This is a genomic window from Methanoregula sp. (assembly GCF_049686655.1).
GTDB lineage: Archaea > Halobacteriota > Methanomicrobia > Methanomicrobiales > Methanospirillaceae > Methanoregula.
The window spans coordinates 1-25845 of sequence record NZ_JBAVIG010000016.1 but is presented as its reverse complement, the minus strand read 5'-3'; the positions used below and the strand labels follow the sequence as shown (position 1 = coordinate 25845).

At 52.4% G+C, this 25845-nt stretch carries 29 protein-coding genes and 1 tRNA gene; 16 read left to right on the top strand and 14 right to left on the bottom strand.

All coding sequences use genetic code 11. From position 1 onward, the window contains the following. Positions 1-4 precede the first annotated feature (4 nt). Positions 5-406, bottom strand: a complete 402-nt coding sequence (gene cfbA / locus WBL42_RS01815) for a sirohydrochlorin nickelochelatase (protein WP_424719554.1) — start codon at positions 404-406, stop codon at positions 5-7. A 77-nt stretch (positions 407-483) separates the two neighbouring features. Between cfbA and WBL42_RS01810 the strand changes: the two genes are divergently transcribed. The 5 genes from WBL42_RS01810 (at position 484) to WBL42_RS01790 (ending at position 5266) form a co-directional block, all read left to right on the top strand. Next, a complete protein-coding gene (locus WBL42_RS01810; RefSeq protein WP_424719553.1) occupies positions 484-936 on the top strand; it encodes a Holliday junction resolvase in 453 nt (150 codons plus the stop codon). A 375-nt stretch (positions 937-1311) separates the two neighbouring features. Beyond that, positions 1312-2451, top strand: coding sequence for a methanogenesis marker 9 domain-containing protein (locus WBL42_RS01805; RefSeq protein ID WP_424719552.1), 1140 nt, complete (start codon positions 1312-1314; stop codon positions 2449-2451). Beyond that, positions 2438-3244, top strand: a complete 807-nt coding sequence (locus WBL42_RS01800; protein ID WP_424719551.1) for a triphosphoribosyl-dephospho-CoA synthase — start codon at positions 2438-2440, stop codon at positions 3242-3244. The genes WBL42_RS01805 and WBL42_RS01800 overlap by 14 nt, the downstream gene beginning before the upstream one ends. Continuing rightward, positions 3232-3786 (top strand): DUF447 domain-containing protein, encoded by a 555-nt coding sequence (locus tag WBL42_RS01795; RefSeq protein WP_424719550.1) that lies wholly within the window; start codon positions 3232-3234, stop codon positions 3784-3786. Before WBL42_RS01800 ends, WBL42_RS01795 begins: the two co-directional genes overlap by 13 nt. A 118-nt stretch (positions 3787-3904) precedes the next feature. Then, on the top strand, positions 3905-5266 hold the full coding sequence (locus WBL42_RS01790; RefSeq protein WP_424719549.1) for an ATP-binding protein: 1362 nt from the start codon (positions 3905-3907) through the stop codon (positions 5264-5266). A gap of 111 nt (positions 5267-5377) precedes the next feature. On the opposite strand, the gene hypE is transcribed toward WBL42_RS01790, so the two are convergent. The 5 genes from hypE to WBL42_RS01765 form a co-directional block, all read right to left on the bottom strand. Then, positions 5378-6373: a hydrogenase expression/formation protein HypE gene (gene hypE, locus WBL42_RS01785; RefSeq protein WP_424719548.1), complete on the bottom strand. Its 996-nt coding sequence runs from the start codon at positions 6371-6373 to the stop codon at positions 5378-5380. Between the two features lies 1 nt (position 6374). Next, positions 6375-6713, bottom strand: coding sequence for a hydrogenase maturation nickel metallochaperone HypA (locus tag WBL42_RS01780; protein WP_424719547.1), 339 nt, complete (start codon positions 6711-6713; stop codon positions 6375-6377). After that, complete coding sequence (locus WBL42_RS01775; protein ID WP_424719546.1) at positions 6713-6937, bottom strand: HypC/HybG/HupF family hydrogenase formation chaperone; 225 nt, start codon at positions 6935-6937, stop codon at positions 6713-6715. The genes WBL42_RS01780 and WBL42_RS01775 overlap by 1 nt, the downstream gene beginning before the upstream one ends. 186 nt (positions 6938-7123) lie before the next feature. Beyond that, positions 7124-7208, bottom strand: a tRNA-Ser gene (locus WBL42_RS01770). 100 nt (positions 7209-7308) lie between these two features. Then, positions 7309-8109, bottom strand: a complete 801-nt coding sequence (locus WBL42_RS01765; RefSeq protein ID WP_424719545.1) for a hypothetical protein — start codon at positions 8107-8109, stop codon at positions 7309-7311. A 28-nt stretch (positions 8110-8137) separates the two neighbouring features. Here WBL42_RS01765 and WBL42_RS01760 point away from each other — a divergent pair, with 28 nt between their 5' ends. Next, positions 8138-9124: an archaeosine biosynthesis radical SAM protein RaSEA gene (locus tag WBL42_RS01760; protein ID WP_424719565.1), complete on the top strand. Its 987-nt coding sequence runs from the start codon at positions 8138-8140 to the stop codon at positions 9122-9124. Positions 9125-9138: 14 nt separating this feature from the next. Here the strand turns inward: WBL42_RS01760 and WBL42_RS01755 are convergent, their stop codons facing one another. The 3 genes from WBL42_RS01755 to WBL42_RS01745 all read right to left on the bottom strand — a co-directional run bounded on the left by WBL42_RS01755 (position 9139) and on the right by WBL42_RS01745 (position 11780). Then, on the bottom strand, positions 9139-10368 hold the full coding sequence (locus tag WBL42_RS01755; RefSeq protein WP_424719544.1) for a TIGR00300 family protein: 1230 nt from the start codon (positions 10366-10368) through the stop codon (positions 9139-9141). Between the two features lie 123 nt (positions 10369-10491). Beyond that, complete coding sequence (locus WBL42_RS01750) at positions 10492-11100, bottom strand: NTP transferase domain-containing protein (protein ID WP_424719543.1); 609 nt, start codon at positions 11098-11100, stop codon at positions 10492-10494. Beyond that, the gene (locus WBL42_RS01745) at positions 11088-11780 is read right to left on the bottom strand and encodes a pyridoxal phosphate-dependent aminotransferase (RefSeq protein WP_424719542.1); all 693 of its coding nucleotides are present in this window, start codon (positions 11778-11780) and stop codon (positions 11088-11090) included. The genes WBL42_RS01750 and WBL42_RS01745 overlap by 13 nt, the downstream gene beginning before the upstream one ends. Positions 11781-12291: 511 nt before the next feature. Here WBL42_RS01745 and WBL42_RS01740 point away from each other — a divergent pair. The 8 genes from WBL42_RS01740 to WBL42_RS01705 all read left to right on the top strand — a co-directional run bounded on the left by WBL42_RS01740 (position 12292) and on the right by WBL42_RS01705 (position 21185). Continuing rightward, positions 12292-12471 carry a ribbon-helix-helix domain-containing protein gene (locus tag WBL42_RS01740; protein WP_015285751.1) on the top strand — a complete coding sequence of 60 codons (180 nt, stop codon included), beginning with the start codon at positions 12292-12294 and terminating at the stop codon, positions 12469-12471. 10 nt (positions 12472-12481) lie between these two features. Further along, positions 12482-13648: a cell division protein FtsZ gene (gene ftsZ, locus WBL42_RS01735; RefSeq protein WP_424719541.1), complete on the top strand. Its 1167-nt coding sequence runs from the start codon at positions 12482-12484 to the stop codon at positions 13646-13648. A 496-nt stretch (positions 13649-14144) separates the two neighbouring features. Next, positions 14145-15005 (top strand): coiled-coil protein, encoded by an 861-nt coding sequence (locus WBL42_RS01730; protein WP_424719540.1) that lies wholly within the window; start codon positions 14145-14147, stop codon positions 15003-15005. Between the two features lie 70 nt (positions 15006-15075). Then, positions 15076-16209 carry a DUF373 family protein gene (locus WBL42_RS01725; protein ID WP_424719539.1) on the top strand — a complete coding sequence of 378 codons (1134 nt, stop codon included), beginning with the start codon at positions 15076-15078 and terminating at the stop codon, positions 16207-16209. A gap of 276 nt (positions 16210-16485) precedes the next feature. Then, entirely contained in the window at positions 16486-17088 is a 603-nt protein-coding gene (locus WBL42_RS01720; RefSeq protein ID WP_424719538.1) for an SPFH domain-containing protein, read from the top strand. A 427-nt stretch (positions 17089-17515) separates the two neighbouring features. Continuing rightward, positions 17516-18292 carry a hypothetical protein gene (locus WBL42_RS01715; protein WP_424719537.1) on the top strand — a complete coding sequence of 259 codons (777 nt, stop codon included), beginning with the start codon at positions 17516-17518 and terminating at the stop codon, positions 18290-18292. Positions 18293-18572: 280 nt separating this feature from the next. After that, the gene (locus tag WBL42_RS01710; protein WP_424719536.1) at positions 18573-20486 is read left to right on the top strand and encodes a protein kinase domain-containing protein; all 1914 of its coding nucleotides are present in this window, start codon (positions 18573-18575) and stop codon (positions 20484-20486) included. Positions 20487-20684: 198 nt separating this feature from the next. Then, positions 20685-21185, top strand: a complete 501-nt coding sequence (locus tag WBL42_RS01705; RefSeq protein WP_424719535.1) for a regulator of amino acid metabolism, contains ACT domain protein — start codon at positions 20685-20687, stop codon at positions 21183-21185. 24 nt (positions 21186-21209) lie between these two features. On the opposite strand, the gene WBL42_RS01700 is transcribed toward WBL42_RS01705, so the two are convergent. Genes WBL42_RS01700 through WBL42_RS01680 form a run of 5 tightly spaced genes read right to left on the bottom strand, consistent with a single transcriptional unit; the run spans position 21210 to position 24192 of the window. Next, entirely contained in the window at positions 21210-21719 is a 510-nt protein-coding gene (locus tag WBL42_RS01700; RefSeq protein WP_424719534.1) for an HD domain-containing protein, read from the bottom strand. Further along, a complete protein-coding gene (locus WBL42_RS01695) occupies positions 21712-22233 on the bottom strand; it encodes a transcription factor (RefSeq protein WP_424719533.1) in 522 nt (173 codons plus the stop codon). The genes WBL42_RS01700 and WBL42_RS01695 overlap by 8 nt, the downstream gene beginning before the upstream one ends. After that, positions 22233-23309 (bottom strand): ATP-grasp domain-containing protein, encoded by a 1077-nt coding sequence (locus WBL42_RS01690; protein WP_424719532.1) that lies wholly within the window; start codon positions 23307-23309, stop codon positions 22233-22235. The genes WBL42_RS01695 and WBL42_RS01690 overlap by 1 nt, the downstream gene beginning before the upstream one ends. Then, the gene (locus tag WBL42_RS01685) at positions 23306-23833 is read right to left on the bottom strand and encodes a tRNA (cytidine(56)-2'-O)-methyltransferase (RefSeq protein WP_424719531.1); all 528 of its coding nucleotides are present in this window, start codon (positions 23831-23833) and stop codon (positions 23306-23308) included. Before WBL42_RS01685 ends, WBL42_RS01690 begins: the two co-directional genes overlap by 4 nt. Positions 23834-23838: 5 nt before the next feature. After that, positions 23839-24192 (bottom strand): MarR family transcriptional regulator, encoded by a 354-nt coding sequence (locus WBL42_RS01680; RefSeq protein WP_424719530.1) that lies wholly within the window; start codon positions 24190-24192, stop codon positions 23839-23841. 12 nt (positions 24193-24204) lie between these two features. On the opposite strand from WBL42_RS01680, the gene WBL42_RS01675 reads away from it, so the two are divergent. Both WBL42_RS01675 and WBL42_RS01670 read left to right on the top strand, forming a co-directional pair. Continuing rightward, on the top strand, positions 24205-24633 hold the full coding sequence (locus WBL42_RS01675) for a hypothetical protein (RefSeq protein WP_424719529.1): 429 nt from the start codon (positions 24205-24207) through the stop codon (positions 24631-24633). A 550-nt stretch (positions 24634-25183) separates the two neighbouring features. Beyond that, complete coding sequence (locus WBL42_RS01670; protein ID WP_424719528.1) at positions 25184-25558, top strand: hypothetical protein; 375 nt, start codon at positions 25184-25186, stop codon at positions 25556-25558. The last annotated feature ends 287 nt before the right edge of the window (positions 25559-25845 follow it).

Genomic DNA, 25845 nt, shown 5'->3' with positions numbered 1-25845 from the left:
AAAATCAGAGATTTGAAAGGGCTTTTTGGGCATTCTTGATCATGAGATCGGCAAGCAGGGGATCACTCCCTATCGGGCCTGCGTACAGAAGGGGAATTGTCTTCCCGTTCAGCATGAAACTTCCTTTCCTGGACCCTTCGGGAAGTCCAATCTCGCCGGGAATGTCTTTTTCAATGTGGACTCCCCGTGCAAGGAACAGGGGAACAACAACAAGCGCATCGATCGGTTCATGTCGGAAGGCCTCAAGGGATTCCTTGATGGTAGGCTTGTTCATATTCATGAATCCGCATTTTACGATAAAATCCGTATTCTGCTTTCGGATATACGCGGCCGTAGTCTCGATAAGTTCCTGATTGTAGGGCATCGTGCTTCCATGACCTACGAGTAACATTCCCTTCTTACTCATATAGCATTAAGTATTACAGGGCAGATTAAAAATTATTACGAAATGGTTTTTTTACCATCACCGCAAAATGGTTCTGAATGAGTGATTTCGAGCGGGAGGTTGTTCACGGTCTCAACCGTTTTTTCAAGACCCGCAACATCCAGGGATTTGCATACCGGCTCAAGCAGCATACGTTTACCAGCCAGTACGCGGACGTACTCGTTGACTCCCTCAACCCTACCTATTATCTCTCGATCGAATGCAAATCGATCATTGATAAGAAACTTTACTTCTCCCAGCATTTCCACTTGGATAAGAAGAATGTCCATCAGGTTGATGTGATTTCAGATTTCCTCGCAAGGACCGGCCGGATCGGGTTCCTTGCTGTTGAATTCCGGCAGGGACCGGGTAAAGCCAGCGAAGCATATCTGATCCCGTGGGCGAGTGTTGTCGAGCACTTCCGGAACAAAAAAGGGATAAGCATCGATGATGCCCGTACCTTTATCCCACTTGCACGCTCCAAAAACGGGTACGTGCTCGAAGGCTTGTGATGTACAGAAATATCCGTTTATTATTTTAAGTGCTCTGTAGTAATCATTACAAATAGTAACGCTCTTGGGGATTTCACCTCAGCCGCTGTGGCGCTTAACCGGTAATTCCTGCAGCATCGCGATGCGCAGGGGCGGTAAGGGGACAGGCACTGTCCCCTCCTCTCAAAAATGTAATCAAATACTATTTGTTCCAACACAAGGATTTCTACAAAGCAATTTTAAGAAAACTCACACATCACTGCCAGTCTCCTGCCCCGGCACGTTCTCCGCATAATAATTCCGGCGCCCGTCCTGCCCTCAATAAGATCATTCGTACGCATATACCAAAGCAAACCCAAAGGAATTTGTTTGAGCATTGTCAACGGATATCAACGTATGATGGATGCATTTGAGCGCTTTGGGCTGCTCATCAACGATCGTGTCGTCCGGACTCCTGTGGCGATCGCGTCCATGGCAGGGATTGTCGATGCAGGCTATGTGCTCGAACGGGCGGATCATATCGGTATTGCATTCATCGGAGGCTATTCCATTGATGGCCCGACAATGGATGCAGCACGGGCGATCGCATCTTCCGGGGACAGGAAGGAGTTTATTTATGATGCCCCGGTTATCGAACTTAAAAGCCAGATTGACCTGATGGCAAAGAGCGATGTCATCCCGGGGATCAATCTCCGGGGTAGTACACCGGAATCCTTCAGCACCATTGCCAGGACGCTGGGAGACCGGATAGTGTATGAGATCGATGCACACTGCCAGCAACCGGCAATGATAGCCGCAGGTTGCGGGGAATTTTACCTGAAACATCCTGAAAAACTCCTTGCCGTTATCCGTGCCCTGAAATCCGAGGGTGTTACCGTATCAGTCAAGATACGGGCCGGGGTTGCTGACGATGACCGCACGCTTGTGGGCGAACTCTGGAAAGCAGGGGCAGACATTCTCCATGTTGATCTAATGGATTTTGGCACGGCGAAGCTCCGGCAGATCCGAAACGCGTGCCCTCTCGTGCTGATCGCTAACAACTCCATCACTACCTTTGATCGCATGAAGGACATGCTCTCCCATGGGGCGGATCTCGTCTCAGTCGCACGGCAGTCGGATATCAGGACACTTGCCGGGCTTGACGCCGCCATCACGAGATACGCGGAGGAGGAGGGATGGTATAATGCCCCAAAACAACTCTGCCGCGGGGGCGATATCCGGTCTCTGACGTTCTGCTGTATGCCGGTTAAAGAGTGCCCCCTTATTCCCGCTCTTACGAGGATCGGTATGCCCAAAGAAACGTACATCAGGATGAAACTCGAAGCGGTCCGCGGTACACAACTCGATACCGGCAAACAGACCTGCTTTGGCAGCCTTTCCTGGTGCTGTAAAACTTCCTCTCCCTGTATGTTCCGGGATATGACACTCAAACAGGCAGGAATTTCCAGGAAAGAGTATATGCGCCTGAAACGCGATCTCTCTGATATGATAATGAGCCGGGTATTCCATGACAACACTCAGGATGAAACCAGTTGAGCGGGCGCAGCTCGCCATGATGCTTGAAGTCTGTGCTTACCCGAAGCCGGGCAACGTGGACCGTTGCCACGATTATCCGGATACCCGGCTTGAGCACTTCCTTGCATCCACTATTCTTTCCCGTACTGCTTTTGAAGAAGCTGAGCTGGGAACAGGCCGTATTGGCGAGATTATCAAACATGCCGTCCGGGATACCAATATACATGGCGGCGGCAACACCCATTTTGGTGCCTTTATTCTCCTCATCCCGCTCGTGTATGGGAACGATATCCCGGGCGCCCTAAAAGCCATAGAAAAAACGGATGTGTCCGATGCGGTAGCATTCTACAAGGCGTTTGCCATGACCGCCGTCCGGATTAATGCCACGGATGAGCTCGACGTCAACGATCCGCACACCCTGACCGTAATCCGGGACCGCGAAATGAACCTGATGGATGTGATGGCCCATTCGGCTGCTCACGACATGGTAGCCCGTGAATGGGTGGCAGGATTTCCGCTGACCCGACGTGGTGCCGACATGCTTATCCAGACCGGGGCCGGCCGGGACGCAGTCGTCCGGACATTCCTGATGCTCCTTGCAACCGAACCCGACACGTTCATCATCAAGAAACATGGTTCTGCCGTAGCCATGGAGATCATGATGGCAGCCCGCGAGGTTCTCGATGGAAAACGGACTGCAGAAGATCTTGACAAAGAATGCATCAGCAGAGGTATAAACCCGGGATCCATCGCGGACATTGTCATTGCATCCATCTATATCGCACTTGGCGAGGGGTGGTCATGGGACTCCTGAAATCCGGTATCAATGAGGTGATTGCTACCACTACGCGAAATGCAGCACCCATTGGCGTTCATTTCCGGGATAACCGGGCATACATGATACTGTTCCGGGGAAGCCATACCTTTGAAAATATCCAGCGGGAGGGCTGGGTAGTAGCGAATTTTGTCCAGGACCCGATCATATATGTAAGGACTGCGTTTGAAGATCTGCCCCCGGAATCATTTATCGATGAAACCATCGGGGACCTGACAATGCAGCGGCTCAAAGGGGCAGATGCCTGGGCCGCATTCACTGCCACGATCGAGCGGACTACATCCGAATCGATGATTGTCGCCCTCTCACTCAGGAAAGAAATCATCGAGGACCTGGTTTTTCACCCGGTTAACCGGGGATTCGGTAACATCATTGATGCAACGGTCCACGCTACCCGGTATGTGGAAAACCGGAACCCGTCATTGAAACAGCTGATCGAACAGCATGCCGGGATTATCAAAAAGTGCGGTGGAAAAAGAGAACTTGATGCCCTTGACCTGCTGATGCAGCACATTGCATAACCCGCTGGCAGCCATTCTGATTTTTTATCCTCACTCGCGGATCTATATATTTATCACTAATCATTACCACTGTTGATTACAGACCAGTTCCCTCCATGAACCGGTCCCTTGGGTCACCATGACGATGCGGCCATTATCCCGGAAAAAGCAGATCCTCTACGACGTCTGCATCATCTCCAGCATCCTTGCAGCAATTGTTATCACCTATTTCAGTCTGACTTCCGGGATATACGACGTATTTCCGTATTTTTACCTGATCCCGATCATCCTGATTGCATTCTCACGTCCCAATATGAGTATCTACGGTACGGTGCTTGTCGGGTGGCTGTACCTTGCACTGGTATTTGTGATCGGTCTCCCCAATGCCCGGTTGTACACGGTAGCAACAGTATGGTTTTATATATTCGTCTCCCTTGGAGTCCTGATATCCACCTACTCCCAGGTCTACCGCAGGGAAGGCGAGAAGAGTTGCGGTGCCTATTATAATTCTCAGGCTGGAGTGTTCAGTTATGATCGCCAGAACCTGAAGATACGGGATGCCAACAAAAAGTTTGCTCATATGATCCGGTATGAATGTGATGAACTGATGCAGAAATCCCTGCCCGATCTCATTCCGGACCGGGAAGAACGTGAGAGTTTCATTGCCAAAGTCAGGGACCAGAGGAGGGTTGGAGATATCGAAGTCAGGTTCCGGGCATGGGATGGGAGCATGCGGTGGGCTCTTGTGTCTGCAGCGGAGACCGGTGAGCCTGGTGTTATATGTACCACGGTCGATATTACTGACAACAAACTATCCCAGGAAGCCTTGACGCAGGCAAATAAGAAACTCAACCTGCTCAACAACGTGACCAGGCACGATATTCTTAATCAGCTCACTGCGCTCCTCGGGTATCTCGAATTATCCAGACAGGATACTACGGATACCCACCTCCTCAAGTACCTGATGAAGGAAGAGCAGGCTGCAAATGCAATCCGGAACCAGATCCTGTTCACCCGGGATTACCAGAATATCGGGGTTCACTCCCCGCAGTGGCAGAATATTGCAGAGATTATCTCACTGGCTATGGCAAGCAATGACCTTCACCAGGTACTTGTCAGTATCAAAATACCACCTCTCGAGGTCTATGCAGATCCACTGCTTGAGAAAGTCTTCTATAATCTTATTGAAAATTCAATCCGGCATGGAGAACGGGTTACCGGGATCAGGATCAGATCGGAAGAATCCAATGACAGCCTGGACATTATCGTGGAGGATAATGGAATGGGGGTTCCTGACAGGGAGAAAGAGCGGATTTTCAGAAGGGAATATTTCAAGAACACTGGCTTTGGCCTGTTCCTTTCGCGGGAAATTCTGGCAATCACCAATCTTACCATAAAAGAAACCGGAAAATACGGCAACGGTGCCTGGTTTGTGATTCATGTGCCCAGGGAAGCATATCGCTCACTGGGGACACCGGATGCAGAAACTACTAACGAATAAAATCTTTTTATTCTGCATATCTGAATTTGTCGAAAACATTGACAGCCAGGATTGAACAGGTAAAAAAAACCAAAAAATCTTCAGATAAAAGGTATGGAAAAACTCCCTGGATCAGCAGACCCGGGGGACCGGATCACCCATGGGGGGTTCAATAAAGCGTTCTCCGCCAATTTTCGTTTCCATGATCACATGCGCACCTTTCACTACACCACCGACGATGGCAGCATCTTTCCCGTACTTGTGGGAGCGAAGCGCGGCCAGGATCTTTTCTGCATCCGCTGCCGGTACCCCCATAATGACCTTTCCTTCATTAGCCACTTCGAGCGGGTCAATCCCCAGCATGCCGGCTGCACTTTTCACGCTCCTCCGAACAGGTACGGTTTCTTCCTGTATCCGGACACAGACACCACTTTTGCGGGCCATCTCATTGATTGCGCTGGCAAAGCCGCCGCGGGTGGGGTCTTTCATGGCATGGATGGTACCTGCTTCAAGTACTTTCTCCATCATCTTCCAGAGCGGGGAGACATCTGACTGTATCTGCTCCCCAAGATCAAATCCCTCCCGGTGAGCCATGATAGCAATACCGTGATCACCCAGTGTCCCGGACGCGATGATCACGTCACCGGGAACAAGACCATTGTCTCTTACAACGGTCTTCGCAATCCCTATGCCGGACGTGTTGATCGCGATTCCGTCAAGGGCGCCCCGCTCCACTACCTTTGTATCCCCGGTGACGAGGCTTGCCCCTGCCTCTCCCAGCGCCTCGTCCATGGACGCGACAATACGTGCAAGGTCATCGATCTCAAACCCTTCCTCAATAATCATTCCACATGACAAGGCGATAGGTCTGCCTCCCATCATCGTGAGATCATTGACCGTGCCACAGACTGAAATACGGCCTATATCTCCTCCAGGGAAAAAGATGGGACGGACAACGTGGGAATCCGTGGTGAAGACCAGGTTCGCCCCGTTGAATGGGATAACCGCACCATCATCCATCGCCTCAAGACCGATCCCGCCGGCATTGTTGTGCCGGAACTTCGTGAGCGTCTGGAGCAGTTCACCCATCACTTCCCCCCCGGCACCGTGCATCATGTTGACTTTCATGTCAGTCTTCCACCTCGATCTCTACGTTTGTTACTACGATCTCCCTTCCCTTGATAAGTTCCGGTAGTGCCCCGCAGACAGGGCAGACATAGATCTCATCCCCGGTGTACCCGCAGGGACATTTTGTCTTTGGCAATACCTCGTGGCATTCAAGTACTGCCTGATGGAAAAGAGGATCATCATCCTTGATCGTATCGAAGAGGAAAATCACCTGGTCCGGGTTCACCATCGCCATTTTCCCGACTTCAACACTGATTTTTTTCACTTTTGTTGCATTATATTCATGCGCTGCTGTCCGTGCGGTGGCATACAGGTCATATGCAATAGAGTACTCGTGCATCAGGTCTCCAGCGCTGCGTACACCTGTTTAAAAATTTCACGGGTCTCAAGCCCTTCTTCCCGGGAGAGCCGCTGGATTGCATACCCGACGTGGACTAGGACAAATTCACCGATCTTCACGTCCACGAGATCGAGCCTGACTTCCTGACGGAGGTCACCATAATCCACGAGACCGATATTTCCCTCTTTTATCTCAATAACTTCCGCGGGGACTGCAACACACATCGATGATCCTCTGGTTTCTCTAACCTGTACTGTGAGCGGTTCAACCACATAAAAACAGTGATAGGACGCGTGAGACAAGCTGCGGTCAGATTACCGGTGCACTACGTAAAAGATGGAGATTAATGACCTTCATTTCCTGATATCATATCCCGGTTATCAGAAAACCGGGAACGAAATACTATGATACGCCGGGGAAGAGATTTGAACTCTTGAGGTGCAGGGCACCAGTAGCTTTCAAGGCTACCGCCTTCCCGGACTAGACTACCCCGGCAATGCTCTATATGTTGGCGGTCAGATGTAAAAAAGGCTTCTTCGGCCGGGTGGAGGTTGAAGTGGTCCTCCGATCAAGCCAGAAAATCCGGTTCCGTGATTTAATGAGTTTTTCGTATGCCTGCGAGAGCCACAGCAAGGCAGACTGCTGCAACACTTACTGCAGGCAAAACAGGAGATGGTGGTGCAGGTGTCGCGGTTTGCGGCTCATTCGCTGCGACCCGGGTTGAAATAACGGGGAGCGCGGCCATATGCGTAGCGATAGGTGAGAGGGTAAGACCGGGTTGTCCGACAACAGAAATTGTACGAGTGCCAATGAATCCTTGTGCATCGGTGAAACTTACATAGTAATCACCAGGCTGGGAAACCGGGACATCAGCGACAAAATCCCCGGCAGTGTTCGTGTTTACATATTGGGGGCCGAATACCAGGAGGCCATCAGAATCCGTCACTTCTATCTGAACCCCGGAATTCTCATCGCCCTTGATATTTCCGGCAATATAGATGGTACCAGTGAGATTTTGGCTGACAGGTGATGCCAGAAAAATTTCATTATCACGATCTACGAGCTGGATAACCCGCATGTTTATTGAATCACCAAGACCGTTTGCCGGTACTTCGACCTTATAAGTTCCCGTGTCGAAGCCTGTTGTATCAAAAATAGCTTTAAACGTTTTGTCCGACTGGACATAGACAATCTCACGCTGAATTTCTGTCGAGGTTGTAAGTTGGTAATACAATACAACATCAATTGGTGTCCCGACACCGAAGGTTGTCGTACCGGTCACAATAAGGGGCTTTCCAACAGTGAGTGAATCCGGGGCATTAATATTGACCTGATATGCCGATACCCATCCTGACAGAAAGAGAAGTCCCAAAACCAGCAGGACGATCTTTTTCATCTATATCAGATCAACTAATAGGATGTTAATGATTTCTGATATATCGGAAAAACCGCTTGCCTGCTGGCGGGGAAAAGAGCGGTACGGTCGTGAACTGCTGGATTGCCTGACGATTATCTTCCGGAGTGGCGGGTGCAGCTGGTCACGGTGCCGCATGTGCAGTTATCGTCACGAGCGGTACGGTGAACAGAGCAGCGACGATCTCACACGCCACCTCAAAGCACAGCTTGCATGGGTATTGAGAGAACACCGTCTGGAGGAATACCGGATGGTTAAAATATTCACCTCGGGGAGTTTTTTCGATCCCTCTGAAGTCCCGCCTTCCTTCAGGAACGAAGTGGCATCGGCATTCCGGGGGAAACTGGTTATCGCGGAGACCCGCCCGGAGTTTGTTACAGAGGAGGTATTCACTCCGTTCATCCATGCCATTGATGATGGCAGCTGGAAAATTCCCGTTTATTGTGCCATAGGGCTTGAGACGAGCAATGACCGGATCCGGGAAAAAAGTATCAGCAAAGGATTTGATTTCGCAGAATTCATATCAGCCGCAACAACCGCCCACGCTGCCGGTGCCGGTGTCAAGGCATACCTACTCTTCAAACCACTCTTCCTGACGGAACGCGAGGCGGTTGATGATATGAAAACAACAATCCGGGACATTATACCCCACACTGACCTGATCTCCATGAATCCCTGTACGGTCCAGCGGAATACCGAACTTGAGTTCTACTGGAAGAGGGGTGCGTATCGTCCGCCGTATCTCTGGAGCGTCCTGACCCTCCTCAGGGATTCACCGGTCCATATGACCTGCGATCCGCTAGGTGGCGGGCAGAAGAGAGGCCCCCATAACTGCGGAACCTGTGATTATGAACTGGTGAAGGGGATCCGCGATTATTCGCTCAATGCGGACCGGGACCTCATTGGTGCATTGCTGGATAGCCCCTGTGATTGCAAACAGGAGTGGGAATTTATTCTTGATAACGAGAAACCGTACTGTATGCCGCTGACGCGGTAAAAAAATTAGTTTCCTCACGCACAACTCTGGATCTCGAGCTGCTTTGCCAGCAGCGGGAGGAACGTTCCGGCATCAGATACGATCCCGATTGCCTGGGTCGTTCCGCGGTCCATCAGTTTGGTAAGGTGTGCCGGATTGATGTCAACACAAACCGTCTTGACGCTGGAGGGCAGGCAGTTACCCACGGCAATGGAGTGGAGGAGCGTGGCTATCATCAGCACCATACTACAGCCTTCAATCTGTTTCCGCATAGCGTCCTGCGCCACCATTACGTCTGTGATCACATCCGGAAGCGGCCCGTCATCCCGTATGGAACCTGCCAGCACAAACGGGACATTTTTCTTTACGCATTCAAACATAATCCCGCTCCTGATTACACCGGTATCCACTGCCTTTTTTATCGAACCGGCACGCATGATCTCGCTGATTGCATAGAGGTGATGTTTATGCCCGCCCATCACCGGGTTGCCGGTCGAAATATCCATCCCGAGAGAGGTCCCGTAGAGGTTATATTCAATATCATGAGTTGCAAGGGCATTTCCTGCAAAAAGGACGTTGACGTACCCGTTGCGGATCATGCCGGCCAGTGCCTTGTCCGCACCCGTATGAATGATCGCGGGGCCACCAACGACTGCAATCTTCCCTCCGTTCTTCCGGATATCGAGGATCTCCTTGGCAATTTTTGCGATTAGGGTTTCGCTGGGCCGTTCGGATGAGACAGTCCCGTGCATGAACTCAAAGGTGCTCTGCTCCCGCGGGCGTTCAGGATACTGGACACTTACTCCCTGTTCCCCGACAACTACAAGATCTCCATTCCGGATTTTTCCCAGAGCCACAGATATGGCCCGCTTCTTTTTTGGATCCACTACGATGAGAAAGTCCATCTCAATGGCTTCTACGGGAATCCATTCGCCGCCATATTTCACGTTGGTCGGGTGGTTGCTTGTTGTGTAGAATCCTTTGGGCACTACGCAATCGGATTCTGCTGCTACGAGATGAACATCTTTCACCTCAAGCGGGCGGGCACCAAGACGGTGGAGTTCGGACAATATTGATCGCAGCTTATCCTTGCTGGAGGCAGCAATGCGGAGACGGGCGTAACTCGGGTCGGTCTTTTCTTTACCAATATCAAAAGTTAGAATCTCGAAGTTTCCCCCCATATCCATGACCCGATCGAAGAGCTGCGTCATGATACCGGAATCAATGATATGACCCCGCAGCTCGATCTCCTGCGACTCTGCCATAATAGTATGATCTTGGGTGATGCACATTAATATGCGTTCCTGACAAGATATGGCAGGATTATCCGTGGTTTTGGCGGAATACCGCTAATTTGGACGAATTCACATGAATCACGGTGATTGCCATCAGGATTTCAGGGAGGCACGTTCTTTGAGAAAAATTTCTGCGGCAGCAAGGTCCTCCCGGGTATTAACATTCAGGGAAAGTCCGGGATCATCCATAAGCAGGGCAAATTCGCACTGTACCTTGGATATCTCGTCCCCACGCAGGATATTGACACCGGCAGGACATGCCTCGATCCCACGGATATGTTCCCGGTATGGCATCCCGCCACGACAGGATTTGACAAGCCTTGCCGGAATCCAGACCGATAACGCATCGTTCCTTTCAGACACATAGGCATGCCGGATATCGCGGATATTCTCCGGGGTAATGCCGGGAATATCGGAGACACAGACAAACAAGGGTTCGTCTTCATCCAGTTCCTTAACAGCATCTATCATATCTTGAATATACCCAAGCCCTTCGGATTTGCAGAAGGATATACCCCGGGCCCTGCACCAGTTCATGGTCATGGGGGTCCGGGACGAAGTGGCAACAACGGGTTCGCACCCGGCAGAACGAAACGCATCTACGATATACGCAATCATCGGCTGGCCGTTTACCAGAATCAGTGGTTTCTCGCCGAGGTTGAGCCGGCTCCCTTCGCCACCTGCCATGATCAGCGCATGCATGCTGCCAGTACCTCGATAAGCTGTGTATTTTCTTCGCGGGTCCGGACCGCAATGCGTATGCATTCAGTCAGCCCGAACGAGGTACAATCGCGAACGAGAATGCCTTTCTTTGCAAGACATGTGCAGAGGGGCGCCACATTTTTACCGTAATTTACGAGCTGGTAATTTGCTGATGACGGATGACAGGAAAGGCCGAGATTCGTGATCTGCACAATGAGCCAGGCGCGTTCACGGTTTATGGCGGACCGTGAAGCGGCGAGCTCGTCAAAGTGCAGGAACGCCTCCATAGCGTAGGACTCGGCAAAGGCATTCACGGTCCAGGGTGATCGGGCGGTCTCGATCTGTTCGATAAGGGCAGCATTGCCAAACCCGTACCCGAACCGGATGCCAGGTACTGAAAAGGATTTTGTCAGTGATCGCAGGACAAAAAGGCCGGGATCGCGCAGATCGGCAACGCTCTCCTGAGGATCTGAAAGTTCGATAAATGCCTCATCGCAAAAGAGCATGGCTCCGGAGTTTTTCAGCAATATCAGCCGGGAAAGAATATCTGTTCTCTTTGTCAGGGAGCCGGTTGGATTATTGGGATTGCAGAGGAAGGTTACACCGGCATCTTCTGCGAGGTCGGTCGGGCTCGCCCCGGCTAGCCGGGCCGACAATGCATATTCGCCAAATGTCGGCATTCCGGCAAAGAATAGTTTCTTCCGAGTCGTATCGCGGAATACAACGGAGCAAAAAACCCGGATCAACTCTATAGAACCGTTCCCCACACAAATTTCAGAGGGATCTCTCCTGAATTTTTTCCCTATGCATTCTTTCAGTTCCGCATAAGTATCATCAGGATAGTAAGACAGGACAGAGGGATCGGGTTTCCAAGAAAACAATGGGGGATACGGATTTGTACTCGCGCTGAAATCCAGCAGATTTTTGTGCGTTTTTTCGCGCTGGAGCTTACCAGTGCCCCCATGCACGACCCGCTCTGGAAAGTCAAAAGCCATAAAAATCCGGTTTATTCCTCCAATACTTGGATAATCTGTCATAAATGCATTGTGAAGAGATCAGCGCAAGCAAAGAAGAAAGTTTATATAGATTTATGTTTTATTTTGATTCATCTGGTTAAGTCAGACACAAGGGTTCTCTTTGTCTGACATATGAACGACAGAAGCCAGACATATGTCAGAAATGTGAGATACAATGATGCAAAGAATCACGCTCCGGTTGCCCGAACAGCAGATCAACCTGCTCCAGCAGATGGTGGACTCTGGTGAGTATCCCAATGTCTCTGAAGCAGTGCGGGCGGCGGTCCGTGAACTTGTAGAAAAACGCGCCAGCCGTGTCCTGAAGGAAAGTGACCAGGTTTCATTCAAGGTTTGAGAGGGTAGACATGCAGAGTATTATCAACGACGCACTAAAAAACGCCGAGCTTGAGAAAGAGATCAACAAGCCCGGCAGCACCAACGCACTGGAAGACGACTTCGTAGGACAACCACGAATTGTCATCATCGGATGCGGTGGTGCAGGTAACAACACCGTGAACCGTATCCACCACATGGGCGTTTCCGGTGCAGAAACGATTGCGATCAACACAGATAAACAGCACCTGGATATGATCCAGGCGGACAAGCGCATCCTCATCGGGAAATCCCTGACTAAAGGTCTCGGTGCCGGCGGATACCCCGATGTAGGTAAACGCGCCGCAGAGATGGCACGCCCGACATTAGAAGCAATCCTCGAGTCCGCAGATCTCGTTTTCATCACAGCAGGTATGGGAGGAGGTACCGGTACCGGTTCCGCACCCGTAGTAGCGCAGGTCGCAAAGGAACAGGGCGCCATCGTAGTAGGCATGGTCAGCTACCCGTTCCAGGTTGAAAAAGCCAGACTTATCCGTGCAGAAGAAGGTCTCGAGGCACTTGCATCCGCCGCAGACTCCGTTATTGTCCTGGATAACAACAGGCTGAAGAACTTCGTCCCGAACCTGCCCCTGGGCCAGGCATTCTCGGTCATGGACCAGCTGATCGGTGAGACCGTCAAGGGCATCTCGGAAACGATCACGGAGCCCTCGCTCATCAACATCGACTACGCAGATGTCCGGGCCATCATGTCCAAGGGTGGCGTTGCAGTCATGCTTGTCGGCGAGAGCAAGCAGCAGAACAAGGCAGAGAGCGTTGTCCGCGAGTGCCTGAGCAACCCGATGCTCGATATCGACTACCGCGGTGCAACCGGCAGCCTGATCCACATTACAGGAGGAACCGACCTCACCCTGCAGGATGCAGAAGAAGTCGCAACCTCGCTTACGTACGAACTCGATCCCCATGCAGATGTCATCTGGGGCGCCCGGGTCCGCAGCGATATGGAAGGCAAGATCCGTGTCCTCGCCATCATGACCGGGGTCAAGAGCGCGCAGATCCTCGGAACACGCCAGTCTTACAAGACCATGATTGAAGACATCGAGAGCAAGCGCTCCAACCCCAAGGCAGTTGAGATGCCCGTGGCAAAGCGGAGTGGCAGGGACCAGCCAAGTGGCGGCGGCGTCCTTGAATGGGTCGGTTAAGAATTCATCCCCCACGCACAAAAAATTCCATAAATCCAAAAAATCCCACAGTAATTCAGGAACTGTTGGTTCAATCAAATAGCCAACACCCTTTTTCCCAGGTCCTGCTTTCATTCCCATAATTCGGGGCATGCCCGGGCGTTCACTCCTGAAAACCGGCGAAACGCTTAATAATCCTCGGCTCCTTTAAAATATAGTACATTCGACCAATCCTTCGCTGGGAGGATGGGGGTAAGGGTCATTCTGACCGTTTGCCCCGGTATCGGGAGTTGAACATCATGAACAGAGTGTTGAACAAAGACTTCGCCAGGAAGTCTTACCTGAATTCTGCGCTGATTGCCTTTTCTGATGTTTTTCGTCCTGCATCCTTGATGCAGAGTTGTAAGATGAGTGGTCATGACGGACAGGGATTTCCTGCCGTCCGGATCACGAACGCCTCAAGCAAAAGAGCTCATGCCTCCCATACAAGGAGAATCTGATGAGGAGTTGGTAACGCATGCTGAATGACCTGATGGAAAAGAGAAAAAAAATTCTTGCCGAGTCTGAAGAACACAAAAACCGCCGCAATGAGCTGAATGCTTCAGCAAGCAAATCCGCCCGCGAGCGCAACACCCTCAATAACCAGACCCGCGAGTTTGTCGAAGAGGCGCAGAAGAATAAAGATCTCCGGGACAAATACAACCAGGAAGTTCTCGATATAAAGGCGCAGCGCAATGATCTCAATGACAAGGCGAATGTCCTTTTTGAAGACATCGAATCGTTCAAGAAGGAGCATGGTTCCCTAAAAAACCGGGGTATCAAGGAACTCCAGAAGCAGATCGAGTACATGGAGTACCGCCAGCAGACCGAAGTCTTCACCACCGATAAGGAACGCGAGCTGATCGAGAAGATCAAGCAGATGAAGGGCCAGGTCCGGGAACAGGAAGCCGAGCTCGAGCAGAACAAGGAGATGCGCACGAAGGTCGCCGAAGCCCGGGATTTCCGCAAGGCAGCATCCGATCTCCATGCAAAGGTTACCGAAGTAGCCGAGCTCGCCCAGAAACACCACGACCTGATGGTAGAATCCTACCGCAAGGCAGACAAGTCCCGCGAAGCGGCAGACGCGGCCCACAAGAGCTTTGTTGAATCACAGGAAGCAGCAGACTCCGAACACAAGCTCTTCATCGCCTGCCAGAAAGAACTCCGTGACTACGATAAAGTCATTTCAGGACTGCGCAAGAAGACCAAGAAAGTCAAGGTCTCCAAAGAGCAGAAGGCAGTCAGGAAGGAGGCAGAAAGCCTTTTTAAGAATTTCCGTGCTGGCGAGAAACTCACCACCGACGACATCCTGCTCCTCCAGCGCTCAAAACTCATCTGATTTTAACCTATTTCCTTTTTTGTTGACGTTAGCAATAGTTTAATAGATTTACGGCGATTTTATAGATATAATGACGCAGGGGCGGACGTTAGTCCTGAGTGTCGACCGGGACGATGACATCGGATGGAAGGCTCAGGTTGAGAGTCCATGCATCGGTCGGGCGGCATGTCTGAAAGCGGCGAACACACTGGCACTCGCCGATCCTGAGGACTCTGATGTCAACGCAATTTTTTCAGCAATCAAGATCTATGATGAACTGACTGCAAAAGGTGAAGATACGGCGATTGCAGTTATCGCCGGAAATCACCTCCACATGATAGAGGGGGACAGGAGAATCGCAGCGTCACTCGAGAAAGTGGTCGATGAGACCAAGGCTGCCAACTGCATCCTGGTAACGGACGGTGCTGAAGACGAATATGTCATCCCCATCATCCAGTCAAAAATACCGGTTTCCAGTATCCGGCGGGTCATCGTCAACCAGATGCCAAATCTTGAGGGCACATACTATATCCTGAAAAAATTTTTCGATGATCCGAAGATCTCCCGCATGGTGTTCATCCCCATCGGCCTTGCAATGCTGCTCTATGCAATTGCATACCTGTTCGGATCCCCCGGAATTGCCACCATCATCGTAGTCGGCGTAATTGGCTGTTACCTGCTCTACAAAGGACTGGGGTTCGATGAACTGTTCCATGGGATCTGGGACGCCCTTAAACTCTCTCTCTCCCGCGGCAGGTTCTCCTTTGTGACATATACGATGACGTTCCTCCTGATCATCCTTGGCTCAACCGCAGGATTTGCCAATATCCTGAAATATTATTCTTCTGACGGGAGTCTGGGCCTCATCACCTATCTTATGACGTTCCTGTTCGGTGCCCTCGGATGGCTGATCCTGGCTGGCCTTGTCCTCTCTGTAGGAGTCATCTTCGATGTCTTCAGTAACGAGCGGGAGAATCTGGGCAAGGTGATCGTCTTCCCGTTCTTTGTCACCGCCATCGGGCTCATTCTCTATGGTGCAAGTGTCTATATCATCTCAATAACCGGGGTTCCTGACTTTCCCCTTTCAACAGATACAACATCAAAATACATACTCTGGTCAACGATTGGCGGCATTATTTCTGCTATAGCAGGTGTCATGACCCAGCACGTCATAAACAAAAAAATCGCCGAATCACGCAAACAGGAAATCATCGAAGTCATGTGACCGGACAACCGCCGGCATCTCTTTTTCAGTTAATGAAATCAGAAAGATTTCGCACCAGTCCCGATAGTATAAATCCTCTCATCTATCCGCAAACAAATCAGATCCAGGCCCACAGGGGATGAACACCACAAATATATACTTCGGCAGATAATCGCATGCCCATAGGTTGACTACCCTCGAATGGACAGTCCCGGGAGGAACAAAAGTGGACACCAGTACTTTCATCTTCACGATTGTTGCAGTAATTCTGGTTGTGGTTATTGCGATTTTCTTGCCATGGCGATACGAATTGTTAACCAATGGGAGCGGGCAGTCGTCCTGTTCCTTGGAAAATTCGTGGGCGTCAAAGGAACCGGGTTGTTCATAATAGTCCCCTTCCTGAACCAGGTCGCGTATATAATTGATCTCCGGGTTATCACTACATCGTTCAAGGCCGAGCAGACGTTAACAAAAGACACGGTCCCGGTCAATGTCGATGCCGTGTTGTTCTGGCAGGTAATCGATGTGGAGAAAGCTGCGCTCGAAGTCAAGGATTACAAGGATTCAATTTCTCTCGCATCTCAGACTGCGCTCCGGGACGTGATCGGCAAAACCATTCTCGCCGATATGCTTACCGGGAGGGAGGCAATTGACGCCGAACTGCAGAGGTTAATCGGGAACCGTGTAAGCGGGTGGGGCATCAGGATCCTTTCCGTTGAGATCCGCGACGTGGTTATACCTGGTGCCCTCCAGGATGCAATGTTCATGCAGGCACAGGCAGACGCGAGCGGCATGCCCGTGTCATTCTCGGGGATTCCGAACGTCAGATTGCCGAGAAGTTCGAACAGGCTGCGAAGAGATACGAGAACAATCCCACCGCGCTTCACCTGCGGGCAATGAACCTGCCGTATGAAGGGTTGAAGAGAGGGCAATCAACAATTGTTATTGTTCCGTCAACCGCTCTCCAGACAATGACGCTCGGGGACACGACGGGCACCATCGCGCTTGCAAAAACTATAGGAAAAGAGCAGAAAAAGCAGACGGATTACCGGCAGCAGCAGTAATTACGGTGCGTACAAAGCTGAACGATTCAGCAGCCGTATCCGGGAATTCCGGTTATCGCTGAAAGGCCCTGCAGAGCCATATCTGCAGAATCACGAAACCGGAGTCGGAAAACCTGTCGGGACCAATCCGGTCTAACCTGCAGGTTCAACGTTTAGCCACCCATTTTTACACAGCACACTGCTCCCATTTTACGAATACATAAGCTCCTCCGGGCAACGGGTAATCAGTGGGGGAATTACCCACCGGAATACAGGTGAAACAGATGAAAAACACCAGGATGACAATGCTTTACGGCGTCTGTATGATCTGCCTCGTTGCAGCAATCATGCCGGCCGCAAGTGCTCTCGGGAACGGGACTGCATGGAACGACAACCCTGAACATATCACCGCGATGCAGGCAAACGTGGCATATAAAGGAGCAATCGGGCAGGCGCAGATGGACGGGGCGATCAGTTATATTGGTACCATCAGCAATGGTGCCGGGACAAGCCAGCTCTCCTCCATTGAATCGCAGTTCACCGGCACCGTATCCTCGGTCCAGTCGATGACCGCTGCTGATCAGATCAAAGCTGCTGAAACACAGATGAGTGAGGACCGGAAGGAGTTCATGACCACGGCAAAAGGTTCGCTTAAGGAATATAATGGTACCGGAAAAGCCCTCCACGAGAGTGTAAATGCCTCGGTCATGGCGCAGTCCGGTACGATCCAGACCCTCAAAAACACGGCATGGACGGACCGCGAAACTGCCCGCATGGATGAGTTCGCACACAACGACCAGAACCGGAACAACGTACTTGCGAAACTCACCGCAAAAGGAGTAGACGTCTCGCAGGCACAGGCGATCGAAAACCAGATCCAGCAGGAAGGGACGACACTCAGGGCAGCATTCGACAGCCGGGACGGGAGCGCTGTCAAGGCCGCAAACCAGCAGCTCACAACACTCTGCAGCCAGTTCCGCGATACCGTGAAGGGCTACCGGACTGCGCACCCTGTAGGGGCTACTGCGACTACAACTGCTGCCGTTCCGGCAACGGTATAATTTTTTAAAATTTCCAGGTTTTCTTGAGAGGTACCTTATTAGTGCCTACGATGATCTTCCTATAATCAGGATATATGAGCGGATTTAAAAACCCCGAAGGGTTGCCGGCTGATGTATCTGAGAGGTGGTATGTCTGAAGATTTCCCGGTTAGTTCTGCTCTTTAACTCATTAATTATACTCCTCATCCTTATCATATCCCAGCCGGTGTCAGCGGCAGGACCATCCCCGGCCGTAGGTACCGGGGTAGCTGCACGAACACTTATGGAGAGATCGGGAAATTTGTTCACTCCCTTTTTCACTTCACTGGTTCTCTTCGCAATCCTCTTTGGAATATCGGCTGTACTGATTCTTATTATCCGCCAGAAGTACCCCTCTGAGCCCCGCAAACGGCCGACAGGAATCACGCCGCATCTTACGATCCTGACCGCAGGTACCTACATCATCCTCGGTTCCGTACTTGCGATCCTGTCAATCCTCGTTATGACCGCACTCATGGCCATGACTTCCGGTAACATTGCGATCACCATAGGAAAAGTGTTCTGTGCCCTCTGTTTTTACCTGTCAGCGTCATCGTTTTTCCTGGCATATAATATCATGCAGTCGGAACCGTTTCCTGCGATTACCGGGATGCATGGCGTGCTCGCAGCGCTTGGCATAACCGGCTTCGCTTACATGATGATCCTTACACCTGAACGCCGGGGAATTGCCCTCTTTTTGCTTATTGTCGTGCTGGCAGCCTCTGCCGCCCTCCCCTTCTGGCAGTACCGGCGACAATTGCCGCTGCAACCACCCTCCAAGGCAACTGCCCTCAATAAAATCCCCATTCTATCGGACGGATCATCCATTACTGTTATTCAGCCGGGCAGCAGCGGTGCGGATCGTACGGGCAGGGAACCTGCCGGGCCTTCCAATTTCCCTACCGATCTGAAAGGTAAATATTATGATGTTTCCTGCATTGGAAGCGGTGGATTTGCTACGGTATTTTCGGCACACCGCAAATCAGACGGGGAAAAAGTAGCTATAAAGATCCCTATCCGGTATAATGAAGTGACAGGAAAAAGTTTCTTAAACGAGATCAGGGTGTGGGAGACCCTTCACCACCCCAATATTGTCGAAGTATCCAAAGTCAATATCCTGCCGGTCCCTTATGTAGAGATGGAATTCATCCAGGCATCGCTCGATACCATCCACAAACCCGTACCTGTTGCACAGGCACTGAAAATAATCCGCCAGATCGCTGATGCCCTCAGTTATGCACATGGGTCCGGGATCATCCACCGGGATATCAAACCCCACAATATCCTCATGACCGGTGACCTGACGCCAAAAATAACTGACTGGGGGATGAGCAAGGACATTTCGGAACGTGATATCAAAAAATCAAGTGTAGTGGGATATTCGCTGGAATACGCAGCCCCGGAACAGATATCACCAAAAGAATTCGGAATGACCGACCAGCGAACCGATATCTACCAGCTTGGGGTGGTTTTTTATGAACTGGTCACCGGTTCGATCCCGTTCGGCGGCGACAGTTTTATTGATTACGGAGATGCGATCCTCCACAAAATGCCAGTACCCCCTTCAGAGCACAATCCTGACGCAGCCATAGTGGACGGGATTATCTTAAAATGTCTTGAGAAAGAACCTGCCAGACGGTTCCAGTCGGCAGCCGGGCTCCGCGATGCACTCTTTTTACTGGAATCGGGAAAACTCCCTATGGAATATTCGGTTTTTTCCATCAATGATCTGCTGGCCAAGGTTCTGGACGCGGGAGGATATGCAATGAAGGCTGACATCGTGTCCGAAATCCCCCTCGATCTCACGTTCGAGGGCGACGCCAATAAAATTGCGATAATACTGAACACGCTGCTCTCAAATGCTGTTCATTACTCAAAACCGCCAAGGAAGATCCGTTTGAGATACCAGTCATCCCCGGATGATTCGCATCACCGCCTGGCAGTCCAGGATAACGGGATCGGGATTACCGAAGCACAGCTTGATCTGATCTTCAAGCCGCTCCGGGATCCTGACCCCGCAAGGGACCTCAGGAGTTCTGAAAGGATCGGGATTTCGCTTTCCCTTGCGAAAAATTACGTACAGATGCACGGTGGGTATATCAGCGTGGACAGTGTTGTCAACGCAGGGAGCACGTTTACAATCCATATCCCAAAAAATCCGCAGATGCTGAAGTGAGTGTGGACGATCCAGTGTTTCTGATAAAACCTTCAGCACAATTCGCTTGCTGATCAGAACACAATACTCACCGGAGAAAACGGGGACGAGTTCGTGCCATGGGGTTATACAGCCGGCATTCCGCGGTTTAATCCGCTTCACCAATGCCAACAGATCAGCATCGCTGTATATTTATATACCCCCTTCCCACTGCTGAGTATGTGGTCTGACATCATCCACGAGTTTGCAGACTCCCCGTCGCAGAGCCGCGTAGTGCGGTTCCTGCTTGAGAACGGTTTCGGCGTGACGGAAGACGGGCGGATCTGCTGCAACGGGATTGAGATGCCTGCGACTGCGGTGGCAAAAACCATCGGATCCGATCGGCGTGTGGTAGACTCAACAGCGCGCCGGATATTAGAGCGCCCGATGCTCCGGGATCTCTTTCTCAACATGCGGGCCACGCCCGACCTGACCAGGGTGGCAGAAACCCTTGGCTATGCCGTGATCACGGTGCTGCCCAAGAATGCCAGCGAGCGCGGGATTGTCGGTGCGGCGGTCCGCGTACTCGCGGATCACAACCTCTCTATCCGGCAGATCTTTGTTACGGATCCCCAGTTTTCTGAAGAGCCAAAACTGGTGATCATTGTGGAAGACGAACTGCCGGCCGGCGTGATAGAGAAGATCCGGGCGCTTCCCCAAGTAAAACAGGTCATAATTTAACCGGGACTTTTTTAACCGGGCTTTTTATCGTTTTGTACTGCAGAGCAGTTCCACTTCACACGAGAGCCGGTAGATCCGCTTCCTTGCCCTGACCGGCAGGTGGAATGCGGATGCAAGACTCTCCTCAATGGTCACGCGGCGGTGGCCGGCAATGAGGTTATCGGCGTGGGTGACAATTTTCTCTTCGGTTGTCTGCGGCATGCAGTCGCGGGGAGCGAGCCCGAGCATCGTGCATTCGTCCGGTGTGAGGCCCGCCCCGGTGTGGCACTCCACGATCCGTGCAACCGCCTCGGGAAATCCCCGTGAACGCAGGATATCCGCACCCTCCTGGGCATGGCGGATCGTATGGGTCCTGCTCCGTCCGATATCATGGAGCATGGAACCTGCTTCAACAAGAGCATAATCGGCGTCGGGGTTTCGCCCGGCATACTCGAGGGCGCAGTCCCGGACCGCCCGGCAATGCCGGATGACTTTCCCGCTGCACCCGGCATCCCCCAAAAGGGTTTCGTATGGCAGGGTACCGTAATCAGGCATGGCCCAGGGATTTTTTTATCGCATCGATCCGATCCTTGAGCGATTTTAAGAGGACTTCATTGTCGAAATGTCCCATCTGCTGCTGGCAGTCAGGGCACGTGAAGTCGATGTTCATAGCCTGGGGGAAGGTGAAGATCAGGTGGCAGTCCTTGCAAATGTAGAAATCGTTCTCCTCTTCGTACTTTTCACGGCGGGAGAGCTTGTCGAGCACGAGTTCCATATCGTCACGGAGTGCATTGGCGATGTGGTCGGGGCGCAACTGCCAGAGATAGGTGAGCCAGCCGGTCTCGTTGTTCTTTATCCGGTGGTATTCTGCAAGCCGCTTCTCGTACAGGGTGTAGAGCGTGTGGCGCACGGAATTGAGGTTGATCCCCGTGCTTGCTGCGAGATCCTCATCGCTGTGTTCCCCCTCGCGCGGGAACCGCTCGAGCAGGTTAAGCCCCTCGTCCCCTACCATGCGGTGAAGATATGCACGTATTGCCGGGTCATTCAGCGTTTCTTCGATCGGATCCATCAGCGCATATATTGTCGGACGGTGGTAATATGCTTATCCAGCAGGGCACACGCGTCCGCGCGGGTCGGGCCCCACCCGTGAACGCTGACCAGGGCCTGGTCTTTCCCGAAAAAGGTTCCCGGCCAGGGAATATCGGATACGAATTCCTTCAGCGGCGAGAGGTCGGTTGCAAGAGTCATGTCACGGTCGGCAAACAGGATGCTGCGGACTGCGACCTGGCGTGCGGGGGGAACGGATTCGGGCAGCCGGCCCTGGCATGCACTGGCATGCAGGTCGAAGAGATTGCAGCCGCATGCCCTCTCGACCGTATCTACCGTTCCCTGGAACCGGGGGTTCACTTCAATTGCCCACGCGGTTTCATCACCGGCAACGAAATCGATCCCGATGGTACCCCGGCACCCGCTTGCAGCAGCAAGCTTCTCCGCGATTGCCATCATCTCCGGCACCAGCGGGTGGTCCGATGGCGTAACCGATCCGCAGAACCCGTACGCCGACTCCCCGCTGCCCCGGAGCACCTGCTCGTTTGCAGCAATCGCCCGTGCGGCAATGCCGTTCGTGATACAGCAGACGCTTGCAGGCACGCCGGCAACAAGTTCCTGCCGGATGAACGGGACATCCGGGTAGAGCGTTTCCCATGCCTGCATCCCGGCATCGTCCCGGACCACGGTGTTCCTCCATCCCCCGGCCCCCCGGCGCGGTTTGACCATCGCAGGGTACTCACCTTCGCCAAGAAGACGGGGCACAGGAACCAAACATGATTCAAAAAAGTGCTGGGTGTCGAGTTTGTCGAGGAAACGCCCGATCCGGTCCCCGGGTGTCCCGCAGAGGGGGATCGGTACCGGAAGATCTTCAGCGCCGGACGTGGCGACAAAGAGATCGAACGAATGCCTGCCGGCAATCCGGTCAATCGCATCCGGCAGGTCAGCGAGATCCTCGAATTTCTCCCGGTCGCTGGTGCACCAGGCAAGGTCCTGGTCGCAAAAATGATCGACCGCACAGACCTCGTACCCGGCCCGGTGTGCAGACTGTGCAACGTGGCGTGTGGCAAAGCCGGCGACAAGCACCCGCCCTTTCACAACTCCTCCGTCTGCTTTCCCGCCCTTGAGGGAATGATCCGGATCTGCGCCCCGGGAAATTCGTTCCGGAGCTCGTGTCCTGAGAAGAGGTGATCGAGGAAGAGTGCAAGGCTCGAGATCTCGGAATGGGGCTGGCCGGTCACCGCGACATTGAAATCGGCAAGCCCGTAAATCTCGCCCGGCACCTTCTCCGCCCCGACAATGACGAGGATCTTACCCTGCGGCCGGATTTCGCCGATGATATCCGGCAGGTTCAGGCCGTACATAGTGAGATGGACCACAACACCCCCGGCCGCCTTCCATTCTTTTATACAGGCACGCCACTTCACGTTGTCCTCGCAGAAGAAGTCGCCCCCCCAGCGTTCGGCAACATCGGCGATGCTCTGCACTACCCCTTTATCGGAGGCAGCAAGGTACATGCCCTTTGCCCCCAGCGCACGGGCGGTAAGCCCGACATGGGTGGTGACCCGCTGGTCCCGTTCGGGCCGGTGGCCGATCCGTAAAATTGCAACTTCTGCTGGCATGGGTATCATTTCCGTGCTTTGATCACGCCGTTTTCTATTGTGTAGGGGAGTGCGTCGTCGTACTGGATCTGGTTGCGGATCAGGGCCTCGCCGAAATTGAGCATCCGCACCTCTCCACCATTCCGTTCAACGAGGCAGTAGCGTTTGAGACGGGCAAGCGATTCTTCCACAACGGGAAGTTCAAGGCCGCTTTCCCGGACCAGGACTTCTACCGTGATGGGCGACCCGGGGTGGATCAGGTGATAGATCTTCCAGTCCGCGTCCTCGCGTTTCACCTTAATGCATTCCCTCCGCTCGCGAATAAGGGTTTTTGTCCGGCCGGACCCGCCCCAACGGACGGTTATTTCTAGTTTTACCATGCACCTGTCTGCATGGATCCCGTCCTTACCACTACACCGTATCGTTCCCTTGTCCAGCTGGTCGACCGGCTCCTGGAAGACTGCGATGAAGATGTGGAATGTCTCGCGATCCGGCTTGGCGGGCTTAATGAACAGGAGAGGGACGAGCTGCTCATCTCGGATCTCCTGAATGCGTGGCAGGTATTCTTTTATTATTTCCGGACGGACCCCGGGGCATTCCTGCGGGAAAAAATGGATCTGGAGCCTGCATCTTCCCTGATCGCCGGCATTAAACTGGACGAGATCGATCTCCTGGAACGGGTCTTCCTGATCAGGGATCATGAGGCATGGATCATTGTTCACGATGGGGAGAAGACGGTTGCATCGTTTAAGGGCCGGCAGGCGTACGCGGATGCGATGAAGTATTGTAAAGATCCGGAAGGGTTGCGATCACAGACATGAGCCGGACCGGATTTTTTATTGAATTTTCATTTTTGTAATTGAAGGGTTTGAAAATTAGATTTTAACGATGAATTCCGCCGCCCCCGACGGGGCGCCCCCGCGGCGGATCAGTAACTAAAAACTGATTTTTAAAAAAGCCTTCTTGCCCTGCCGTGCCTCGGAGAGGCGCTGAGGCGGGGAGTCCTCACATTTTCTTCGCTATATCCTAGATTTGTCCCGACATTTATCCATTCCCAATATCACATAAAAGAATTTATATCTTCACAAACAATTTAACCGGAAACTTACCGGTTCAGGATGAAAAATCCGGCTCACCCAGCTCACTTATGCACGGGCTGACCAGCTTCTTCCGGAACCGGCAAAAACATGGAGAAACCACTACGAAGACAAACGACATTAAAAATTCCCGGGCCCGGCCTGTCGGGTTGGCCGAAAAGCCGGCCAGCGCACATCAGTCCCGGTACTCTGCAAAGATTCCTGAATACTTGAACCCGACAGCAGGCTTGGAACAAAAGCGCAGCCGGATCACCGGCATCTCCGGAGCCTGGCCATGACCCGCGGGCGCCTGCTGGTCCGGGCCTGGGAGTTGGCGGAGCCGATTGCGGAAATGCGAGGGATAGTCCAGCATTTCCTGCGCGAGCCCGGTGGCATCTGTGATTTTGAGAGCCTGAGCCCGGGCCTTGTCTCTCACATCAAAATTGTCTGCCTGAGGCGGCTCCGCTGTTCGCTGGCAGAGATCGGATGCGAACTTGCGAATGAGATTGATGAGATGCGCATCATCGCATCATCGAAAGAGATCTCCCGCGAGCTCTGGCTTTGTTCGCCGAGGTACGCGTTCCGGTTCATCCGGGTCCTGGACTCCGCGCTCGCTGAGCTGGGCCGCGACGGCACGCTTTTTCCTGCCACGGGTCCAGTACTTCACTAATTTCAGAATTCCTGCACACCCCCAATCCGGATTCTGGCCCATAATGGCCTCCGGGGACCCGATCGGGTACCAGACGATACAAAGTCCGACCAAAAAAACACCCCTTACATAACACTGCTAAAGGGAAAATATAGCGCCCCGCAATTAGACCGGTTTTGGGTTTTTGCCACAAATCGCGGGGATAATTTCCGTGGTGGACAACATGGTTCCATTTTTGTGTTCACCACCGGACCCTGATGGGAAAATACGCCCGTTTCGGCCCCGGATTGAGGGGCGAGACCGTATGT